The sequence below is a fragment of the Marininema mesophilum genome (assembly GCF_900106775.1).
GTDB classification, from domain to species: domain Bacteria; phylum Bacillota; class Bacilli; order Thermoactinomycetales; family DSM-45169; genus Marininema; species Marininema mesophilum.
The window spans coordinates 377,768-398,640 of sequence record NZ_FNNQ01000001.1 but is presented as its reverse complement, the minus strand read 5'-3'; the positions used below and the strand labels follow the sequence as shown (position 1 = coordinate 398,640).

General features: G+C 45.3%; 15 protein-coding genes and 1 other RNA gene. 15 read left to right on the top strand and 1 reads right to left on the bottom strand.

The window, feature by feature from the left end; translation table 11 throughout:
• The first annotated feature begins 62 nt into the window (after positions 1–62).
• From ccpN to BLV90_RS01730, 14 genes are all read left to right on the top strand, one after another.
• Entirely contained in the window at positions 63–731 is a 669-nt protein-coding gene (gene ccpN / locus BLV90_RS01795) for a transcriptional regulator CcpN (RefSeq protein ID WP_281241990.1), read from the top strand.
• 19 nt (positions 732–750) lie between these two features.
• Positions 751–1,578, top strand: coding sequence for a pyruvate, water dikinase regulatory protein (locus tag BLV90_RS01790; protein ID WP_091735185.1), 828 nt, complete (start codon positions 751–753; stop codon positions 1,576–1,578).
• Positions 1,575–4,223, top strand: a complete 2,649-nt coding sequence (ppdK, locus tag BLV90_RS01785; protein WP_091735182.1) for a pyruvate, phosphate dikinase — start codon at positions 1,575–1,577, stop codon at positions 4,221–4,223. Before BLV90_RS01790 ends, ppdK begins: the two co-directional genes overlap by 4 nt.
• A gap of 502 nt (positions 4,224–4,725) precedes the next feature.
• On the top strand, positions 4,726–6,561 hold the full coding sequence (gene dnaG, locus BLV90_RS01780) for a DNA primase (RefSeq protein WP_091735179.1): 1,836 nt from the start codon (positions 4,726–4,728) through the stop codon (positions 6,559–6,561).
• A gap of 31 nt (positions 6,562–6,592) precedes the next feature.
• A complete protein-coding gene (gene rpoD, locus BLV90_RS01775; protein WP_091735176.1) occupies positions 6,593–7,711 on the top strand; it encodes an RNA polymerase sigma factor RpoD in 1,119 nt (372 codons plus the stop codon).
• A gap of 220 nt (positions 7,712–7,931) precedes the next feature.
• Positions 7,932–9,071: an acyl-CoA dehydrogenase gene (locus tag BLV90_RS01770; protein WP_091735173.1), complete on the top strand. Its 1,140-nt coding sequence runs from the start codon at positions 7,932–7,934 to the stop codon at positions 9,069–9,071.
• Positions 9,072–9,232: 161 nt separating this feature from the next.
• Positions 9,233–10,870 carry an AMP-binding protein gene (locus BLV90_RS01765; RefSeq protein ID WP_091735170.1) on the top strand — a complete coding sequence of 546 codons (1,638 nt, stop codon included), beginning with the start codon at positions 9,233–9,235 and terminating at the stop codon, positions 10,868–10,870.
• 106 nt (positions 10,871–10,976) lie between these two features.
• On the top strand, positions 10,977–12,098 hold the full coding sequence (hppD, locus tag BLV90_RS01760; RefSeq protein WP_091735167.1) for a 4-hydroxyphenylpyruvate dioxygenase: 1,122 nt from the start codon (positions 10,977–10,979) through the stop codon (positions 12,096–12,098).
• Positions 12,099–12,224: 126 nt separating this feature from the next.
• Complete coding sequence (locus BLV90_RS01755) at positions 12,225–13,670, top strand: M1 family metallopeptidase (RefSeq protein WP_177167842.1); 1,446 nt, start codon at positions 12,225–12,227, stop codon at positions 13,668–13,670.
• 219 nt (positions 13,671–13,889) lie between these two features.
• Positions 13,890–14,630 (top strand): tRNA (adenine(22)-N(1))-methyltransferase, encoded by a 741-nt coding sequence (locus tag BLV90_RS01750; protein ID WP_091735161.1) that lies wholly within the window; start codon positions 13,890–13,892, stop codon positions 14,628–14,630.
• On the top strand, positions 14,627–15,730 hold the full coding sequence (locus tag BLV90_RS01745) for a Nif3-like dinuclear metal center hexameric protein (protein ID WP_091735158.1): 1,104 nt from the start codon (positions 14,627–14,629) through the stop codon (positions 15,728–15,730). Before BLV90_RS01750 ends, BLV90_RS01745 begins: the two co-directional genes overlap by 4 nt.
• 81 nt (positions 15,731–15,811) lie before the next feature.
• An RNA gene (gene rnpB, locus BLV90_RS01740) (RNase P RNA component class A) lies at positions 15,812–16,234 on the top strand.
• Positions 16,235–16,414: 180 nt separating this feature from the next.
• A complete protein-coding gene (locus tag BLV90_RS01735) occupies positions 16,415–17,227 on the top strand; it encodes a GDSL-type esterase/lipase family protein (protein WP_091735155.1) in 813 nt (270 codons plus the stop codon).
• Positions 17,228–17,338: 111 nt separating this feature from the next.
• Complete coding sequence (locus BLV90_RS01730) at positions 17,339–17,632, top strand: hypothetical protein (RefSeq protein ID WP_091735152.1); 294 nt, start codon at positions 17,339–17,341, stop codon at positions 17,630–17,632.
• Positions 17,633–17,841: 209 nt separating this feature from the next.
• On the opposite strand, the gene BLV90_RS01725 is transcribed toward BLV90_RS01730, so the two are convergent.
• Positions 17,842–19,518, bottom strand: a complete 1,677-nt coding sequence (locus BLV90_RS01725; protein WP_091735150.1) for a hypothetical protein — start codon at positions 19,516–19,518, stop codon at positions 17,842–17,844.
• A 160-nt stretch (positions 19,519–19,678) separates the two neighbouring features.
• Between BLV90_RS01725 and BLV90_RS01720 the strand changes: the two genes are divergently transcribed.
• Entirely contained in the window at positions 19,679–20,746 is a 1,068-nt protein-coding gene (locus tag BLV90_RS01720) for a M42 family metallopeptidase (protein WP_143034974.1), read from the top strand.
• The last annotated feature ends 127 nt before the right edge of the window (positions 20,747–20,873 follow it).

Here is a 20,873-nt window from a genome sequence, read left to right as displayed (position 1 = left end):
AGACAAGGGCAATATAGTATATACTATATAAGAAATAAACCATTTAAGTATGTCATAAATGATTGATTTCACGTGTTGCAAGGGGGTGCCATGCTATCGAGCTATCAGAACGCCAGGAGACGATCCTACGGATCGTGAAGGGTGAAGGGCCGATCACTGGAGAACAAATTGCAGAAAAGTTGAGTTTGACCCGGGCGACATTACGACCAGATCTCGCTATCCTGACTATGTCAGGTTTCTTGGATGCCCGCCCACGAGTGGGTTATTTTTATGCTGGTAAGTCCAGCAATCAATTGTTGGGGGATTATATTCGTAAGTTGACTGTAAAAGAGCACAAATCTATCCCAGTCGTTTGTCAAGAGGACACCACCGTATATGATGCGATGTGCACAATGTTCTTAGAAGATGTTGGAACGTTGTTTGTTGTTCGAGAAGGAGGACTCTTAATCGGGGTTGTATCTCGGAAGGATTTTCTTAAAAGTTTGATGGGTAGTCGAGAGTTAGCTCAGACACCCATCGGTGTTATCATGACCCGCATGCCCAACATTGTGACATGTAAGCTAGATGATACACTTCTGGAAGCGGCGGCGTTATTGATCCGTTATCAAGTGGATGCCCTACCAGTGGTGAAGGAGTCCTCATCAGAAAAAGGTGTCGAAGTGGTAGGTAGAATCACTAAAACGACCGTCACCAAAGCTTTTGTCGAATTAGGCGAAGGTACGCCTGTATAGAACCAGGGAGGGAATAACTATTTCTAGCACAACGGATCACCCTACTATCTATCTCTTATCTGATTCTGTAGGCGAGACAGCGGAGTTCGTCGTTCGTGCAGCAGCTAGTCAGTTTAATGGTGGAGATGTGGATATTCGTCGCATCCCTTATGTGGATGATAAAAAAATTATCCTCGAGACTGTACAGGCGGCAGCAGAGACTCATGGTATGATCGCCTTCACCATGGTTGTAACTGATTTGCAGGAATATCTTTTAGAAGAAGCGGAGAAGGCCTCTGTGCCTGTGGTTGATATAATGGGTCCTATGTTGGAGGGACTTGCAGGGTTGTACAAGCGAGATCCAAAACGGGAACCAGGTTTGGTTCGCCGCTTGGATGAAGAATATTTCCGTAAAATAGAGGCGATTGAGTTTGCTGTGAAGTACGATGACGGCAGAGATCCCCGTGGGCTATTACGGGCAGATATCGTTCTGATTGGTGTCTCTCGTACATCGAAAACTCCACTTTCAATGTATCTCGCCCATAAACGAATTAAAGTGGCCAACGTTCCTCTTGTCCCTGAGGTAGAGGCGCCTGAAGAATTGTACATAGTGCCTCCAGAAAAATGTATCGGTCTTACAATTGATCCAGATCAATTAAATGGCATTCGTCGCGAACGACTCAAATCACTTGGTCTAACATCCCAAGCAAACTATGCAAATATGGAACGGATTTTACAGGAGTTAGAGTACTCCGAAAAAGTGATCAAGCGTGTAGGTTGTCCGATTATCGATGTATCCAATAAAGCGGTAGAAGAAACCGCCAATATCATCTTTGATATCTTTCGAACAGGAGGCGGTCTAACGTGAGCCAAGCATTCGTAGTTTCATTTGAGGACGGTCGTTTGGAAGAGAAGCATTTATTAGGGGGGAAGGGAGCCAACTTGGGGGAAATGACTCGGGTTGGGTTACCGGTTCCCTCAGGCTTTACTATTAGTACGGAGGCTTGTTTGAACTATTATCGTGAGAACCAGACATTGACTGATGAACGGAAGCAGGAAATAGCCGATGCTTTAGCTCGTTTAGAGAAGCAAGCAGGTAAAAAATTAGGGGATGCAAAGGACCCTCTCCTCGTCTCTGTTCGCTCTGGGGCAGTCGTTTCAATGCCTGGAATGATGGATACGGTACTCAACTTAGGACTCAATGATGAAACTGTTGAAGGGCTAGCTACTTTGACCAACAACCCACGATTTGCACTGGATTGTTATCGTCGGTTTATCCAGATGTTTAGTGATGTAGTCATGGGAATCCCCCATTATCGCTTTGAGCGAGTGATCGAAGCATGCAAAGGGGAACGTGGCATCTCCTCGGATACGGAGCTTACTGCGGAGGATTGGCGGGAAGTGATTCATCGCTTTAAGGAGATTGTTCGTGAGGAAACCAAAAAAGAGTTTCCTCAGCAACCAGAAGAGCAACTCCATCGTGCGATTATTGCTGTCTTTGATTCTTGGAATAATCAACGGGCTCGAATTTACCGTAAAATCCATAAAATTTCGGATGATCTAGGTACAGCTGTCAATGTACAGATGATGGTTTTCGGCAACATGGGAGAAGATTCGGGTACGGGTGTTGCCTTTACACGTAACCCCTCAACTGGGGAAAAGAAGCTATATGGAGAGTATCTGATCAATGCCCAAGGGGAGGATGTAGTTGCTGGTATTCGCACTCCCGAACCGATCCAATCACTTGCTGATCGGATGCCAGAGATTTATGCGGAATTTTGCAAAATCAGTGAACGGTTAGAAAATCATTATCAGGATATGCAGGACATCGAATTTACCGTAGAACGCGGAAAACTGTACATCTTGCAGACACGTTCTGGAAAACGGACGGCTCATGCCGCTGTTAAAATTGCTGTTGATTTAGTGAAAGAAGGAGTTATTGAGCAAAAGGAAGCGATCAAACGGGTCGACCCTGATCATTTGGACCAGATCCTTCACCGACGAATCGATCCAGATGCCAAGTTGAATGTGCTTACGAAAGGACTTCCCGCCTCCCCGGGTGCTGCCTCAGGATTGGTCGTCTTTGATGCGGATCGTGCTGAACGTTTCTCCCAGGATGGAAAAAAAGTGATTCTCGTCCGACCTGAAACGACGCCTGAGGATATCCATGGGATTGTTGCTGCTCAGGGCATTTTGACGAGTCGCGGCGGAATGACTAGTCATGCTGCTGTTGTTGCACGAGGGATGGGTAAGCCCTGCATCTGCGGTTGTGAGGAATTACAAATTGATCTAAAACAGAAAAAATTGGTCGCAGGAAATACCATTGTCAAAGAAGGGGAATTGCTCTCCATCGATGGAGGGACTGGGAAAGTAATCAAAGGTCAAGTTCCATTGATTGATCCCGAACTCTCAGATGAATTTCAAACTCTCTTGAAGTGGGCGGATGAATTTCGTCAACTTAACATTCGAACCAACGCAGACAATCCTACCGATGTTGCAAAAGCAAGGGAATTTGGAGCAGAGGGTGTAGGACTTTGCCGTACAGAGCATATGTTCATGGAATCAGATCGAGTGCCCCTCGTTCGCGATATGATCCTCGCTGAAAATATAGCAGAGCGACAAGAAGCATTACAAAAACTATTGCCACTGCAACAAGAGGATTTCAAAGGCATTTTTCAATCAATGGACGGGCTTCCTGTGACGATTCGACTCCTGGATCCCCCCCTTCATGAATTCTTGCCTAACCTAGAAGATTTACTTACAGAGGTAGCTCGCCTCTCTGCTACACCAGATACCAATCCTGTCCATTTAAGAGAAAAAGAGAATCTGCTGCGTAAAGTACGTACCTTACACGAATTTAACCCGATGTTAGGTCATCGAGGATGCCGCCTTGGTTTGATCTACCCAGAAATCTACACAATGCAAGTGGAGGCAATTTTCCTTGCTGCTGTAGAAGCAGAAGAAGCAGGGTATAACGTTCAGCCGGAAATCATGATTCCTCTGGTGGGCCATGTAAATGAACTTCGTGAAATGCGGCAATTAGTAGAAGAGACCGCCATCCGAGTTAAAGAGACAACTGGACGCGAAATTCCTTTTACAGTAGGGACCATGATTGAGGTTCCTCGTGCGGCATTAACAGCGGGTGAAATCGCTGAAGAAGCTGACTTCTTCTCCTTTGGCACCAATGATTTGACCCAAACGACCTTTGGTTATAGTCGAGATGATGCCGAGGGGAAATTCCTTCATCAGTATATTGATCAAAAAATCCTGCCTGAAAATCCATTTATCACGCTGGACACTGGAGGAGTAGGCAAACTGGTAGAAATGGGTGTACGAATGGGTCGGGAGGTTAAACCTGATCTAAAAACAGGGATATGTGGAGAACACGGTGGGGAGAAAGATTCGATTCGTTTTTGCCACGATACGGGTCTTGATTATGTGAGTTGTTCACCTTTCCGAGTTCCTCTCGCCCGATTGGCTGCAGCCCAAGCGGCTGTAAACAAATCCCAATAATACTGATGAACAAATGAAAAAGCGCCTAGATATAAAGGCGCTTTTTTCTTATCTCTTTGAGCATTACCTCTAAGATAAACTTCATAGGATTAGAGAGTAGGTAGAAAGGGTAAGAAATCATAGTGGTTCCATGTTTTTGAAGTGGTATATAAAATATTCCGAATGTCAAGGCTCAGCAGGATTTTTTTGTATTTGACGCGTATACTAGTTAAGAAGAACTGAGAGATCGCATACTTCGACAAATGTTGGTAAATAGTGAGTCCCATATATTGTGGAAGGAATGAACGGATTGTTGTAGAATTGGTTCTTGTAGCATGGAATGTGATATTCTCCTTTTTGGGCTTGTAATTGAGAGGAGCATATAATTAGAAAACATTGCAATGAAATTTCCCTTGCAAGGATGAAGGATTTTGACGAATATTGGCGAATTCATTCCTGTTAGAAGGGATGGTATCCCGACAGCTAGAGCGAGTTTACGTATGTACTAGGAGGCGGTGATTTCATGTCGGGTAGGATCCCGGAGGAAGTCATCGACCGTGTTCGGGAGCATCATGACATCGTCGATGTCGTCGGACGGACGGTACAGCTAAAGAAAAGCGGGCGAAATTTTTTTGGACTCTGCCCGTTTCATTCTGAAAAGAGCCCGTCTTTTTCTGTCTCTCCTGATAAACAGATTTTCCATTGTTTTGGTTGTGGATTGGGAGGGAATATCTTTCGATTCATCATGGAAAGTGAGCAGATGACCTTTGTAGAAGCCCTGCGTCATCTAGCAGAAGAGGCTGGGATTGAAGTTCCTACCCCTGATCGTCGTGATGACAGTGCTGAGGAGCGGCACCGTCTTCACTTATTGAAGGCGATGGACTTAGCAGGGCGGCTGTATCATCATTTACTAACTGAAACAGAGCATGGCAAAGAAGCGAGAGAATACCTCCATGACCGAGGGATTCTATCAGAGACGATCACCCAATTCCAAATCGGATTTGCACCCGATTCTTATCATTTCCTTCATCCTTTTATGAAACGTCGGGGGTTTTCAGAAGAGGTATTGGCGGAGGTTGGATTGGTCTCTGAACGTGAGAGGAGGGGTAAACCCTCTTATTTTGATCGTTTTCGTGGCCGTGTGATGTTTCCGATCCATGATTCTCAGGGAAGAGTGATCGCCTTTGGTGCTCGCATACTTGGTGAAGGGCGACCCAAGTATTTGAATAGCCCAGAGACTACTCTTTTCCAGAAGAGCCACTTCCTTTATAACCTTCATCGAGCGCGGAAAGGGATTCGTTCAACGGAGCAAGCGGTTCTCTTTGAAGGATATATGGATGTAATTGCCGCATGGCAAGCAGGGATTACATCAGGTGTGGCTACTCTCGGAACGGCATTGACAGATTCTCAAGCACGGGTAATCCGGCGCAACACGGAGGAAGTAATCATCTGCTACGACGCGGATAGTGCAGGAGAAAGTGCCACGGATCGAGGGATGGATGTATTGAAACAAGAAGGGTGTATCGTGAAGGTCGCCCGGATGCCAAAAGGAATGGATCCTGATGATTACATTCAAGAGCGTGGTGCCGACGCTTTTCGCTCGGAAGTAATTGCTCAGGCTGTTCCCTTTACTGCATTCAAGTTAGAAAGCCTTAAAAAAGATTATGATTTACGAGATGCCGATGGGCGGATGAGCTACCTTAACCAGGCGGTAGGAGTAATAGCTGATTTACCTAGGGCAATCGAGAAGGATCATTACTTACGGCGATTGTCAGAGGAGTTCCATGTCTCCCTTGATGCCCTGAAACAGGAACAACATGTGGCGGCGTCGAAAAAGAGAAGAGAGCGTTTAGGGGATAAAGGACAAGGGAAGTGGCATAATGGATATCAAGAAAGCAAACACATGGTCGGTCGAGATCGGAAAGTCCTTGCTTTCGAAATGGCAGAGCGACGCCTACTCATATTGATGATCCATCATGCGGATATAGCTGAACAGGTACGAGAGAAGGTAGGAGCGGATTTTAATGTAGAAGCCCATGCCGCTATTGCCGCGTATCTCTATGCCTATTATGCCGAGGGGCATTTGGCTGATCCGGCTCGTTTTATTCATTATGTAAAAGATGATTACCTCGTACAAGAGATCAGCTCTTTGATTATGAGTGAATTACAAGATCAGATATCTGATGGTGAGGTAGCTGATTATATCCGTCACGTACGTAATTATCCTCTTCATCGTAAGATTGAACAAAAAAAAGAGCAAGTGAAACAGGCAGAGCGCTCTGGTAACATTGCTGAAGCCGCCCAGCTAGGGATTGAACTTATCCAACTTAGGGAAAAAGTTCAAAGAGGGTCGGAGTAGGCATGTGTCCAGGGAAGGAGGGAGCCAGAAGTTGGCAAACGAGCAAAACGTGGATCTGGAGCAAGAACTTACGTTAGAACAAGTCAAAGAACAACTACTGGACCTCGGGAAAAAACGCGGGGTTCTCACCTATAAAGAGATCATGGAGAAGATGGCCTCCTTTGATCAGGACTCCCAACAGGTGGATGACTTTTTTGAACACCTTGGGGAACAAGGTGTAGAAGTGATCAACGAAGATGAGGATAATCCTCAATTTACCCAGGAGAACGAGAACGAAGCGAATGAACTATTGGTGGATGATCTTAGTGTGCCACCAGGAGTGAAGATCAATGACCCCGTACGGATGTATCTGAAGGAAATTGGTCGTGTTCCTCTTCTTTCAGCGAAGGAGGAAGTACAGCTCGCTGAAAAAATTGAAGATGGTGATGAAGAAGCCAAGCGGCGCCTCGCAGAGGCAAACCTTCGTCTCGTTGTCAGTATCGCGAAGCGTTATGTAGGTCGTGGGATGCTTTTCCTTGATTTGATCCAGGAAGGGAACATGGGTTTAATTAAAGCGGTAGAGAAATTTGATTATCGCAAGGGCTTTAAGTTCTCCACCTATGCGACTTGGTGGATTCGTCAAGCAATCACCCGGGCGATTGCTGACCAAGCAAGGACCATTCGAATTCCTGTTCATATGGTGGAAACGATTAATAAGTTGATCCGTGTCTCTCGTCAGCTCCTACAGGAATTAGGCCGCGAACCTACGCCTGAGGAAGTCGCTGAGGAGATGGCGTTATCGCCAGAGAAGGTGAGAGAGATCATGAAGATCGCTCAAGAGCCCGTCTCCTTGGAAACGCCAATTGGTGAAGAGGATGATTCACATCTAGGTGATTTTATCCCAGATGATGATGCACAAGCGCCTGCCGATGCAGCTGCTTATGAACTTTTGAAAGAACAATTGAAGGATGTGCTGGATACACTCTCTGATCGAGAAGAAAATGTTTTACGTCTTCGCTTTGGATTAGATGATGGACGCACACGTACGTTAGAAGAGGTAGGCAAGGTGTTCGGTGTTACGCGTGAGCGGATCCGGCAGATTGAAGCCAAAGCGTTGCGTAAATTACGTCACCCTAGCCGTAGTAAACGGTTGAAGGATTTCCTTGAATAAATGAAGGGAGCACTCGTGAAAACGGGTGCTTTTTATTTTGGTTGGTAATTCTGACAAGAAGTCTAGTTCAATATTATCCCTTTTCCCAACCCAATGCAAATACCCTTAGTGATAGAGGGGTTGGATCAGGTAAGTTGCGAAAATTCTTGAAGAGCTTACCCTTTCTTCCCTATAATAAAAATGAAAGCGTTTACTTTAAGAGATTGAGGGAGTGGAGAAGATGAATTTCGATTTGAATGAAGAGCAAAAAATGGTACGCAAATTAATGAGGGATTTTGCTGATGGAGAAGTTGCTCCAGGTGCGGATGAACGCGACAGGACGAAAACTTTTCCTGTTGAAATATTCCGTAAGATGGCAGAATTGAATTTGATGGGTCTTCCTTTTCCTGAGGAATATGGTGGGGGTGGAGCAGATACCATTAGTTTCGCTATAGCAGTAGAGGAGCTTTCACGGGTGTGTGCTTCTGCAGGGATTACCTACTCCGCCCATGTTTCTCTGGGTTGTGCTCCTTTATATCTCTTTGGAACTGAAGAGCAGAAACAGCATTACCTAACACCACTATGTCAAGGAGAAAGCATGGGTGCCTTTGGTTTAACAGAAGCAGGTGCAGGATCCGATGCTGGTGGTACGAGAACGACAGCTACCCGGGATGATGATAGCTGGGTGATTAATGGTTCCAAATGTTTTATTACGAATGCTAGTTATGCAAAATTTTTAGCCCTCACAGCAGTAACGAATCGTACAGAGGCGGGACCAGAGATTACGGCTTTTATCGCAGAAACGAATTCCCCAGGTTTTACAGTCATTGATAATTATATTAAGTTGGGCTTGCATAGTTCCAACACCACGGAATTAGTGCTAGAAGACGTACGAGTTCCTGAGGATAGGGTCCTTGGTAAAATTGGGGAAGGGTTTAAACAGTTCCTCATCACTCTCGATGGCGGTCGTATCGGTATTGGTGCGATGGCTGTGGGTATTGCCCAGGGTGCCTATGAGGCGGCCCTTAAATATGCCAAAGAGCGCACCCAATTTGGGAGCTCCCTCTCCAAATTTCAAGTGATTCAGCACAAATTAGCAGATATGGCTATGAACATTGAATTAGCACGGACCATGGTCTACAAAGCGGCTTGGTTGAAGGATCAAGGAAAGAAATTCACCAAAGAAGCGTCCATGTGTAAATTATTTGCCTCAGAAATCGCGATGAAGGTGTGTGATCAGGCAGTACAGATTCATGGTGGATATGGATATATGCATGATTACAAAGTGGAGCGGTTCTTCCGTGATGTCAAACTGACAGAGATCGGCGAAGGAACCTCGGAAATTCAGCGTATGGTCATTGCACGGGAAATTGGTTGCTAGTCGATTCATGGACTTAAATAGAATAAACATAGATTGTATATGAAGCCAGTGTAGTGGCAGACTCTCCTATCTTATGCTAGGGGAGTCTGCTATATAGAAGATTATCCCAACTTTCTGAATTTGTATTGTAATAAACACGCCTAAAGAGAGGAGATATTTCTATGTACCAGTCTAACCCTTTAACAATAGCTGAATTATTAGATGAGACGGTAGCCCGTTATGGGGATCAGGAGGGAGTGGTCTACCCGGAACGAAATTTACGCTGGACCTACCGTCAATTTCGTGAGGAATGTAATCGAGTAGCCAAGGGCCTGCTAAACCTAGGTGTAAGAAAAGGCTCCCATCTTGCGATGTGGGCGACTAACCATCCTGAGTGGTTATTAACGCAATTTGCCTCAGGTAAGGCAGGAGCCGTACTTGTTACGGTTAATACCAATTACCGAACAAAGGAATTAGAATACTTACTTCAGCAGTCGGATGCAGAAACGCTCATTTTAATGGAGTCATACCAAGGTGCGAGTTACGTGGAGATGATCCAGGAAATATGTCCAGAGCTGAATCAATGTAAGCCTGGGGATTTGCAATCCAAACGTCTTCCTCGACTTAAAAATGTGATTCTCATTGAAGGGGAGCGGCGAGAAGGTATGTTTATCTGGGAAGACCTCATTAAGCTTGGAGAAGAAGGACGTGATGAGGATCTTTATCTTCGAGAAGCTTCACTAACCCCAGATGATGTGATTAACATGCAGTATACATCCGGTACCACCGGTTTTCCTAAAGGGGTAATGCTCAGTCACACAAACATTATCCATAATGCACAGAGCATTACCGAAAGGATGAAGTTGACAGCGAATGATCGCTTATGTATCCCCGTTCCCTTTTTTCATTGTTTTGGGTGTGTTATGGGTACCTTGGCATCTGTGGCACGAGGCGCAACCATGGTACCTATTATCAAATTTGACCCTCTTATCGTACTAGAGACTATTGAAAGTGAGAAGTGTACAGCGATACATGGGGTACCAACGATGTTTATCGCGGAACTCAATCATCCGGAATTTCATCGCTATGACCTTTCTAGTTTACGTACAGGCATAATGGCAGGATCCAATTGCCCTCGTGAAGTGATGAAAAGAGTAATGGAAGTGATGGGCGTACAGGAAATTACCATCGCCTATGGACAGACAGAATCTTCGCCAGTGATTACGCAAACACAACGAAATGATTCGATTAAATGTCGTGTAGAGACGGTAGGTAGAGCACTCCCTGGGGTAGAAGTCAAGGTGATTGACCCAGAGACTGGATTGGAAGTAACCCAGGGGATTCAGGGAGAAGTATGTACACGAGGCCCTCTTGTGATGAAAGGTTACTACAAGATGCGAGAAGCGACGGAACTTGCCATCGACAAAGAAGGGTGGCTTCATACAGGGGATCTTGGAGCATTGGATAGCGAAGGCTATCTTTGCATCACAGGAAGATTGAAAGATATGATCATCCGCGGGGGTGAAAATATCTATCCGAGGGAGATAGAAGAGTTTTTGTATACTCATCCTCAAATTTTAGATGTGCAAGTGGTGGGTATTCCTGATGAGAAATATGGGGAGAAGGTGGCGGCATTTATCCGCGTGGTCGAGGGGATAACCTTAACCGCAGCAGAGGTTATTTCCTATTGTGATGGTCGAATCGCTCATTTTAAGATTCCTCGTACCATTCATTTTGTTGATACCTACCCGATGACTGCGAGTGGGAAAGTTCAAAAATATAAATTGCGAGATTTAGCTGGTGAGCTACATCATTTTTAAATCCTTCATCGCAGACAAGCAAAAACGCGCCTCCGCAAATGCTTGCAGGGCAAATCGTGCTTTTGTAACCTGAAGAGAGATTATACTCCGATGGGGGGCTTTTTCTATGGAAGAATTGAAAGTGCATTCCACAATAACAGAAGATAAGGATTTCTTGCCGATTCTGGATGTCGATTACCTCGAGTTTTATTCTGGAAATGCCAAACAAGCCGCTCACTATTTCTGTAAAACCTTCGGTTTCCATCTAGTTGCTTATAAAGGGTTGGAAACGGGTAGCCGTGAAGTAGTTTCCTATGTATTGCAACAAGGTACCATTCGCTTTATTCTAAGCGGTTGCTTTACGCCAGAACATCCCATTGCTCAATTTGTCAATTTACACGGTGATGGAGTAAAGGATATTGCTCTTGAAGTGGAAAATGTTGAAGAAGCTTATAAAGAAGCAATTGCCCGCGGGGGAATATCCATCAGTGAACCTATCGAGGAATCCGATGAACATGGCACTGTTAAGCGTGCGACCATTGGTACCTATGGAGATACGATTCACACCCTCGTGGAGCGGAAAGATTACAAAGGCACCTTCGCGCCTGGGTTTATCAAAGCTGAGGCGAGCATTCCTTTTGAAGATGTCGGCTTGATGGGTGTGGACCATGTAGTAGGTAACGTGGAACGGATGGATGAATGGGTCTCTTATTATGAAAAAGTAATGGGTTTTAAAGAATTGCGCCACTTTAGCGATGCAGATATCACAACGGAATACTCTGCATTGATGTCCAAAGTGATGCAAAATGGTACTGGTCGGATCAAGTTCCCTATTAACGAACCAGCTGAGGGGAAAAGGAAATCCCAGATCGAAGAATATCTGGATTATTATAATGGAGCTGGTGTTCAGCATATCGCTCTTTACACGAAGGACATCGTATCCACCGTTAGCAAGCTGAAAGAAAATGGTGTCGAATTCCTGATCGCTCCAGACACCTACTATGAAGAATTGAAAGGGCGCGTTGGTGAGATTGATGAAGCGGTAGAAGATCTTAAGCGAAATGGTATTCTTGTCGACCGGGATGACGAAGGGTATCTGTTGCAAATCTTCACCAAACCCATCGTTGATCGCCCTACCCTCTTTATCGAAATCATCCAGCGTAAAGGTGCTCGTGGTTTTGGGGAAGGTAACTTCAAGGCGCTCTTTGAAGCGATTGAACGGGAACAGGAGCGGCGCGGGAATCTGTAAGGGATAAAAAGTTAAAATAGTTTACCATGACAAAAACACCTACCATTGTAGGTGTTTTTGTTCATAAAAAAAGTATCCTTGGAAATGATAGGAGGGTAGGACATTAATGGACGGGAGTGGATGGGTATGATGCGTCGCTTCGTGTCGCTGATGATCGTGATCACCTTGGTGATAGGGATGATGCCGATTACACAAAGAGCGATAGCAGCAGAAAAAGGGTTAGCAAAGGAGCGTCCTAGCTATACCATTGATGCGAAGTATGATGATCAACAACAGATGGTTACTGGACATATGTCCCTAAAGCTACCAGCTAATCATAAAGGAAAGTTAGATGAGTTGGTCTTTCGTCTTTATCCCAATGCCTTTCGTAATTGGAAGTGGGGTGCAAAATCCAGACCATCGGCTCCAGGTTGGTTAAAGGTGGATCATGTACGTGTAAATGGGGCGAGGGCTGAGACGAAGACAAAGGAAACGGTTCTCCATGTTTCCTTACCGAAGCCTTTGGCATCAGGCAAGACGGCAGAGGTGACGATGGACTACCAATTGAAGATGCCTAAGGGTGGAACCCGTCTAAATGTATATGGAAATACCGCTTTCTTAGCACAGTGGTATCCCATGTTGGCTGTGAAGGATGCAGCTGGATGGCATGATGAACCCTATACGACGACAGGGGATCCTTTTTACACACAGATGAGTGATTTCAATATCACCTTCCGTGTGCCACAAGGTTATCATCTGATTACGAGTGGACGAGATATCGCAGAGGATGCTAAAGGGCCCATTACAATCAAACGAGATAATGTCCGTGACTTCGCTGCGGTAATCAGTAAAGACTATGAACGTGTTCAGGGAAAGAGTGAACAAGGGGTTAACGTAAACCTTTGGTACCTCAAAGGGATGGAGGATGTATCTCAGGAGCTACACGATGCGGCAGTCTCCGCGATGGATTTCTTCGGGAAATATTTCGGTAAGTATCCCTATGAGGAAGTGGATGTTGTTCTCGGCGAAACAGGTTATGGGATTGCAGGAATGGAGTATCCTGGGTTGGTCACCTCTGTTGCGAAGATCCCGACCAAAAAAGGAGAATCTCCAGCGATCAATGTAGTGGCTCATGAGTTAGCCCATCAGTGGTGGTACGGTGTAGTGGGAAATGACCAAGTGAAGGAGCCTTGGCTGGATGAGGGTCTGACTACCTTCTCAGAGTTTCTATTTATGCATGACCAGATGGGTGAAAACGAACGGGAGTTTCTCACCAAAGTAGCGGAACGAAGTGATGAGGTATATAAGGCCAAAGGAGTTACTTCTGTAGAGTCCCTGGACAAGTATTCTGATCCGATTTATGCATTGATGGTTTATGCAAGGCCAGCGGCGATGATGTGGGCGCTAATGGATAAATTGGGTCGCGATAAAGTGATGAAAATCTTAAGCACCTACTATGACCACTACCAATTTCGTACAGCAACAACCCATGATTTTATTCAGACAGCCAATAAAGTGGCAGGCAAGGATTTAACGGATTTCTTCAACCGCTGGCTTTACTTTAAAGGTGCTGGTGCTGTGGCAAAGGATTGAGTAAGCCGTTGCTGTAGGCGATAACCTATAATAAAAGAACTTCCTGGGATGTACCCTTTTGCATTCATCGATGCGAATGAGGTGCGGAGGTGGGGGAGTTCTTTTTCTTTTGAGAAAAGGGAGCTTCCATGGAAAGATGGTAAGCTTGGTGAAGGAGGGTGAAGTAGGCCGTTGCTTTCGGTATAATTGAATAGAATTTGCCAAAGGAGCGGTTAGTGAATGGATCAGGAACAATCAGGACGGGCTACGATGCGAGATGAATTATCTACTCGCCTCACTGCGGTTGCTCGTTTTATCCCTCAAAGTAAACGGGTAGCAGACATTGGCGCAGATCATGCGATGTTGTTATCCTATCTAGTCAGTGAGGGGCGAGTGGAAAGCGGAGTTGCGGGAGAAGTTAATTTTGGTCCTTTTAAAAATGCACGGGATCGGGTACGTACATTAGGGATGGAGGAAAGAATTTCCGTCCGCAAAGGTGATGGCCTAGAGGTTATTGCACCAGGTGAAGCCGAGGTCATCATGATTGCAGGGATGGGCGGTGCGCTGATCGCCTCCATTTTGGATAAAGGAAAAGAAGAGTTAGTTGGTGTAACCCGTCTTGTCTTACAACCAAACAATGGCCAAAGACGTCTTCGAAAATGGCTTTTTGAGAACGGATGGCAGTTAATCGCTGAAGATTTAATTGAGGATGCGGGTATCATTTATGATATTTTGGTAGCAGAATCCGGCGATGCATCTCTCCCCTATGAAAAAACGGGACTGCCTGTGAAGGTGGCTATGGAGGTAGGTCCTATCTTATGGTCTGAGAACCACCCTCTCCTTATGGGAAGAATTGAAGAGGCATTGGCAGAGAGGGAGCGAATTTTAAAAAGCCTTGCTTCTGGCCGGACACCAGAAGCTGAGGTGCGTAAGCAACATTTAGCAGAAGAGATCGACACATGGAGGAGGCTACTTCTATGACAGTAATGGGTAGAGAGATAATCCAGATTCTGGAGGAATGGGCGCCCAAAAGATTGGCAGTGGAAAATGATCGAATCGGATTACAAGTGGGTCATCCCGATGCTGAGGTTAAGGGAGTTTTAGTAGCACTCGATGTTACTGAGGCGGTGGTAGACGAAGCAATCCGTATCGGTGCCAATTGGATTGTTGCTCATCATGCCATTATCTATCGCCCGCTTAACGATTTGCGCACGGATCGACCAGCAGGACGAGTGTATGCAAAGTTGCTCGCCCACGAGATCAATGTCTTTATCTCCCATACCAACCTGGATGCAGCATCTGGTGGCGTGAACGATGTCATGTGTGAGCTCATTGGATTGACAAACCTAGAGGTTCTGCTTCCTACGTATCAGCCATCCTTGCAAAAAATTGTCGTTTTCATTCCAGAGTCTCACCATGAGAAAGTACTCCAGGCCATGTGTCAAGCAGGGGCAGGGGCGATTGGGGAATACAGCCATTGTACCTTTAATCTTCATGGGACAGGCACTTTTCTCCCTGGGGAAGGAACTAATCCTCACATAGGAGAGCAAGGGAAGCTAGAGCAAGTATCCGAAGTGCGCTTGGAAACGATTGTAAGCGATGAAGTGCGTGACGCGGTTGTTCAAGCAATGAAAAAAGCCCATCCCTATGAAGAAGCCGCCTATGATATCTATCCGCTTGAATTGCAAGGGGAGAGGTTGGGAGTTGGGCGTGTGGGCGATTTGCCGAGAAGCGTGACTCTCCGGGAGTTGGCAGAGAAACTCAAAGTAGCCTATCAGCTTTCCGGTTTACGCATGGTAGGAGACGGAGAACGAAGGGTACGTAAAGTAGCCGTTCTGGGAGGGTCTGGTGGAAGATATTATCGGAATGCTTTATCATGTGGAGCCGATGTCTATATTACAGGAGATCTGGATCACCATACGGTATTGGATGCACTGGCTGAGGGACTGACTCTCCTTGATCCTGGTCATCATGCAGAAGAGTTGGTGCTACAGAGGGTCGTAGATATATTACAAAGGAAGCTCCCTTCAATAAATATTCAAGCGACGACAGTGGACACCAATCCATTTACCTTCCTTTGAACAAGTGATTTTCCATTTGATCCCATGTTCTTGCTTCATCGTTCCATCTTTGATACAATGGAATATGTCGCTTTGAATTGGAAAGTAAACCAGGCAATCGCCGGTGGAGTGCCGAAAGGCCCCACGGGAGGAAAGTCCGAGCTCCATAGGGCAGGGTGCCGGCTAACGGCCGGTGGAGGTAACTCTAAGGCTAGTGCCACAGAAATGAAGACCGCCGATGGGGATGGGGTGACCCATCTCACAGGTAAGGATGCAACGGTGCGGTAAGAGCGCACCAGCAGTATGGAGACATACTGGCTAGGTAAACCCCACCTGGAGCAAGACCTTAAAGAGATCTACGCTTCGGCGTAGCTGTAGCCCGCAGTGATCTCGGGTTGGTCGCTGGAGTGGTGTAGCAATACATCGCCTAGACAGATGATTGCCGCTCCAATACGTGGGAGGCGATACGACAATCGCTACCTGACCACTAGGAGAACAGAACTCGGCTTATGGTTTGCTTTCCAACTACAACACATGACTAATGACGCGAAACCTTCGCGTCATTTTTATTTATTTGTAAAAAAACTGTGATGTAGTTGAGAAGAGTAAGTAATATATGCATGGTATTATTTTTATAACCCAACGGGGTGCATGATTTGATTAAGGTATTTAACTGAAAAAAGTTTAAAATGGAGGGGCACAGCGATGAAAAAGTGGATTCTAGTCGCTTTGAGCCTCTCCCTGGTGATGATTGCGGTGAAGTTCTATCCATTAGTACAGTTTTTGGTTGCGCCAATCCCTGCAGAGCCTGTACTAGTCTCCCATACCAACATCATGGAGAGGTTGAAAAAGACCGCTACTGAAAAAGAAAAGTTAAATTATCTGGTTCTTGGTGATTCTGTTGCACGAGGCTATGGATCGAAGGCGAGTCGTGGTTATAGTTCTTTAGTAGAACGGGAACTAGAGAAACAAAAAATCCCGATGAAGTTAGAGAACAGAGGAGTAGTCGGTCAAACCTCAAGTAAACTGTACAACTATGTGAAAACACCCAATATAGAACAAAAGTTAAAGAATGCCGATCTAATCTCTCTTACCATTGGTGGGAATGATATGGTGAAGGTGGCTCTGGAGAATAAGAATCCTCTTTCTATAGTATCCAATTTTAATTCCATCCAAAGCCAATATAAAGAGAATTTATCTGGGATCTTGACGCACATTCGCAAGGTAAATCCCAAAGTACCCATTGTCCTTACATCTCTATATAACCCTGTCTCTTCAAATAAACTCTACTATGGAATTTCGAATAAATTGATGAAAAAATGGAATGTCGGGATCAAGCAGGTGGCTTACCAGTATTCGGGTATTCGTGTCGTTGATGTCAATGGTCGTCTCCAAGCAGGAAGGGGAACTTGGTTGTCCGATCGAATTCACCCCAATGATCATGGATATCAGGTAATTGCCACGGGCATCATGAACAACATTCTTAGTGAAAAACGAACAGTAGCAGGCAAAGAATAATGGAATGTAAATGCTCCTGAGACGGGGCGTTTTTTTTTGTTGCGATTCGCATGACTCAGCCTCTTCAGTGGAAAGATAGGTACAACCTTTTGCAGGGAGGGGTTAGAGAAAGTGCGTCGCCATCCATTTGCCACATATGATGCTTATAAGGAGCGATATCGCCTCTATTGGTCAGAAGAAGGGGATCATCGTCCCCCTTTAATGTCGGAAGAACAGTTTAGCAACAAGTTTAAGTTGTTACGGGAAAGTTATGGAACCTATCGAGACCTACTAAATCAAGGGCAAGAAGAAGAAGCAGCGATGTATTATATGAATGTAATCAATTTCCTAGAAAATGAATTAGCAGTTGCTGATGGCACAGATAATTTCCTCCAGCACGGAAATAGCACATGGCATGGCCTCTAACTAGGCCTGGCTGTATAGGAAATGTGATCTTAGGGTATGCTAATCCAACTATGGTCTGTATATGGAGCTGATTTCACATGTGGTGGCTGGGATATCTGGCTGGTGCTGTCCTTGGAGCATTGACTCATTGGGCAGGTTAAGGAAATAGGTGATTGATTATTAAAAGCCCCGATCTTATTGGATCGGGGCTTTTAATAATTAAGGGAAGGCTACGAAGGGATATGAAGAAGACGATCCAAGCGTTTGGCTTGAGTAACCATGTGCTTATGCAAGGGTATGGAGAGGTTCTCCTTCTCCTTTTCTATTAACTGAAAGCAGTTGTCTAATTCACGCTGGACAGATTTCGTTCTATCCTTAGTAAGGTGATTTAGGATTTTTTCTCCACTAGCTGCTAAGGATGCATTGCCTGACTGTCGAGCATCATCTAATAAATGATAGGCGGTATTGAGGGTCATCGCAGCCAAATAGACGCGTAACCGCCGTTTAGGATCATATAAGAGGGTGTTGGCAATCATGGATGGGTGATTTGAAAAGGTAGACCAGCCTCCTTTTTTCTCAAATCGAGCATTCTCCAAGGAGAAGCCATGGGGAATGAGAGAGTCAAAACCGACATATAACCAAGATCGTGAACCAGCATGTTTTCGTTGGAGCCTGAGGCTGATGACTGCTTCTTTTTTACCTTTTAGAAAGGAAGATAAATTGAGTTCCTGGGTTTGCCAACGATTAAACCACCCCTTCGTTACATCTTGTTGCCAGACGGTTTTTCCATCGATCAATACTTGCTTCCAGTATTCTCCTTTCCGGACGCCATAGGGATAGACATCCATGTGGGAGAAGGAAAGTCGATAATTTCTAGTAGAGTGGGGATAAATAAGTTGCTTAAATTCACCATTTACACCGGGTAAAGGATTTCGTCCAGGGGGAACAAAAACACTGGCGTAACCATATCCGGAGTGAGCTGTTTTCTCTCGTTGCTCAGCAAACCAATCTTTATATAGGACGTAGGTAACTAATCCTTGAATTTTTCCAGCTGCTAAGTTCTCCATTCCGATTCCAAGGGCCTCTTTTACATAACGAACGGAGGGGCTGGCAGGAGTAGCGGATAATTTACTAGCATGTACCATTAAGTAAAAAGGAAGACGCATGGAAGAAAGTATCTGAGATGCACCTTGAATCTGTTTACGTAGGTATTGAGTTCGTTGCGTATTACGATACTGACCATCACGGAAAGTCATTAAAACTCCATCCATCATTTTGCGATAACGCTGAAGTGTAGCTGGTTGGATGGCTGTGTAATAGATTTGCGGGACAAATTTTAGATGGGGATTTAAGGCTTTGCCTGCGGCTTTCATCCGCTGAACATAGGAGGGGTTAAAGAAAGAGAGGTTATGATTGAAATCATCGATGACGATTCCTTTAAGATTCTTAAGTCTGTGTGAAACACTGCCGACTGCGCGAAACCATGCGATAAAGTCGGTGCCAAAGGGTTCTGATTGGATATCTCGAGCTTCCGAAGGAGGAACGAGATAAACCCATACAGTGATGCCTGCTTTCTGTGCGGCAGGAAGGAATTCTTTGCGAAGATCATCCCAGTCTGATGACTGGTGCCAAATCAGATAGAAATAGGTATTAATTCCAAGTTCCTTTAGTTTGCGGATGGTCCTTGTGGTATCCACATGACGGAGACCATCTCGCCGTGGTTGACTTTCACGAATCTCCCCAGCATAATCGCCCACTATGGTTGAGGAGGAGGCGGTTAGTGGGATCGGAGGGGCAGAGGCGAAACTAGGGCGGGGGAGAAGGATGTTATAAGGTCCCAATAGTAGAATAATCAACCCTATAAACACACACCGTAATAAGGGATAAATCCGTTCATATCGGTCCATATGTATTCTCCTTTCTGTGAGTTTGGACTGGTGAGTATAGGGTGACACTCGACTATTATCCGAGAGATTATATGGTTTTATGCTGGAACAATGACGAAATAAATTAGGTAACATTCACGCATACTACCTAGAGAGGCCAAATTGACAGGAGGGTGTAGGATTGGAACTACTCAAAGAACTTACTGAAGCGAAGGCAGTCTCCGGTTATGAGGAGAATGTACGTCATATCATGCGACGGGAATTGGAATCTTCTGGTTGCGATAGTATTTTTACAGATGGGATGGGAAGTATTTTTGGTGAAAAAGTGGGTGTAGGGGATGGCCCACGGATTATGTTGGCAAGCCATATGGATGAAGTGGGCTTTATGGTTACAGAAATTCATAAAACGGGTTATCTATACTTCACGCCGCTAGGAGGATGGTGGGATCAGGTCCTTCTTTCCCAACGCGTGACGATCATGTCTACCAGTCGCAACTTTACCGGTGTGATCGGTTCAAAACCTCCTCATCTTCTGAAGCCGGATGAGCGGAATCGTGTGTATCCAATGGGGGAAATGTACATTGATGTAGGAGCCAAGGATGCAGAACAAGTGAAAAAATGGGGGATCAAGGTTGGAGATCCCATCGTACCGATTTGTCCCTTTGAAATGATGCCAGATCATGACACGATCTTAGCCAAGGCACTAGACGATCGTTTGGGTTGTTATATAGTGCTTGAAGCGTTTAAGCAGTTGAAAAACGAAGACCATCCTAATCGGCTTTTTGCAGGTGCTACAGTACAGGAAGAAGTGGGCCTAAGAGGAGCGAAAACAGCGCCACGAGCAGTTGAACCGGATGTAGCCATTGCGGTGGATGTGGGGATTGCCCAGGATGGTCCGACGAGTGACGGAACGAAACCAAGGTTGGGTGGGGGAGCACTGATCACCTTTCTTGATGCAACGATGATTCCTAATGTCGGTCTCCGTAATCTGGTGATCGATACCGCCGAGGAACATCAGATTCCTTATCAAGTCGATACCATGATGGGCGGAGGAACCGATGCAGGCCAATTTCACCTTTTTCACCGCGGGGTACCATCCCTAGTGATCGGTGTGCCTGCTCGGTATATCCATAGTCATGTCTCTATGGTGAGTAAAAAGGATACGGAAGCCGCTATCAAGTTATTGGCAGAGACAATCAAAAAATTAGATGATGAAACAGTAAAATCTTTTACCGCCTTCAAAGAATAGAATAAATAATATAAAAGAGAGGCTCCTATAGTAACACTAGTGATACTGGTTCTTTAGGGCTTCTCTTCTTTTTGTGAGGGCCCTATTCATGGAAAAGGGCTCCTATTCATGATAAAATAGCGAATAG

Bases quoted from the DNA above. Each gene is read 5' to 3' on its own strand.
- BLV90_RS01725 (WP_091735150.1), bottom strand. From the start codon at position 19,518: ATGGACCGATATGAACGGATTTATCCCTTATTACGGTGTGTGTTTATA.
- hppD (WP_091735167.1), top strand. From the start codon at position 10,977: ATGGAAGAATTGAAAGTGCATTCCACAATAACAGAAGATAAGGATTTC.
- BLV90_RS01735 (WP_091735155.1), top strand. From the start codon at position 16,415: ATGAAAAAGTGGATTCTAGTCGCTTTGAGCCTCTCCCTGGTGATGATT.
- BLV90_RS01765 (WP_091735170.1), top strand. From the start codon at position 9,233: ATGTACCAGTCTAACCCTTTAACAATAGCTGAATTATTAGATGAGACG.
- BLV90_RS01770 (WP_091735173.1), top strand. From the start codon at position 7,932: ATGAATTTCGATTTGAATGAAGAGCAAAAAATGGTACGCAAATTAATG.
- BLV90_RS01750 (WP_091735161.1), top strand. From the start codon at position 13,890: ATGGATCAGGAACAATCAGGACGGGCTACGATGCGAGATGAATTATCT.
- BLV90_RS01745 (WP_091735158.1), top strand. From the start codon at position 14,627: ATGACAGTAATGGGTAGAGAGATAATCCAGATTCTGGAGGAATGGGCG.
- dnaG (WP_091735179.1), top strand. From the start codon at position 4,726: ATGTCGGGTAGGATCCCGGAGGAAGTCATCGACCGTGTTCGGGAGCAT.
- BLV90_RS01755 (WP_177167842.1), top strand. From the start codon at position 12,225: ATGATGCGTCGCTTCGTGTCGCTGATGATCGTGATCACCTTGGTGATA.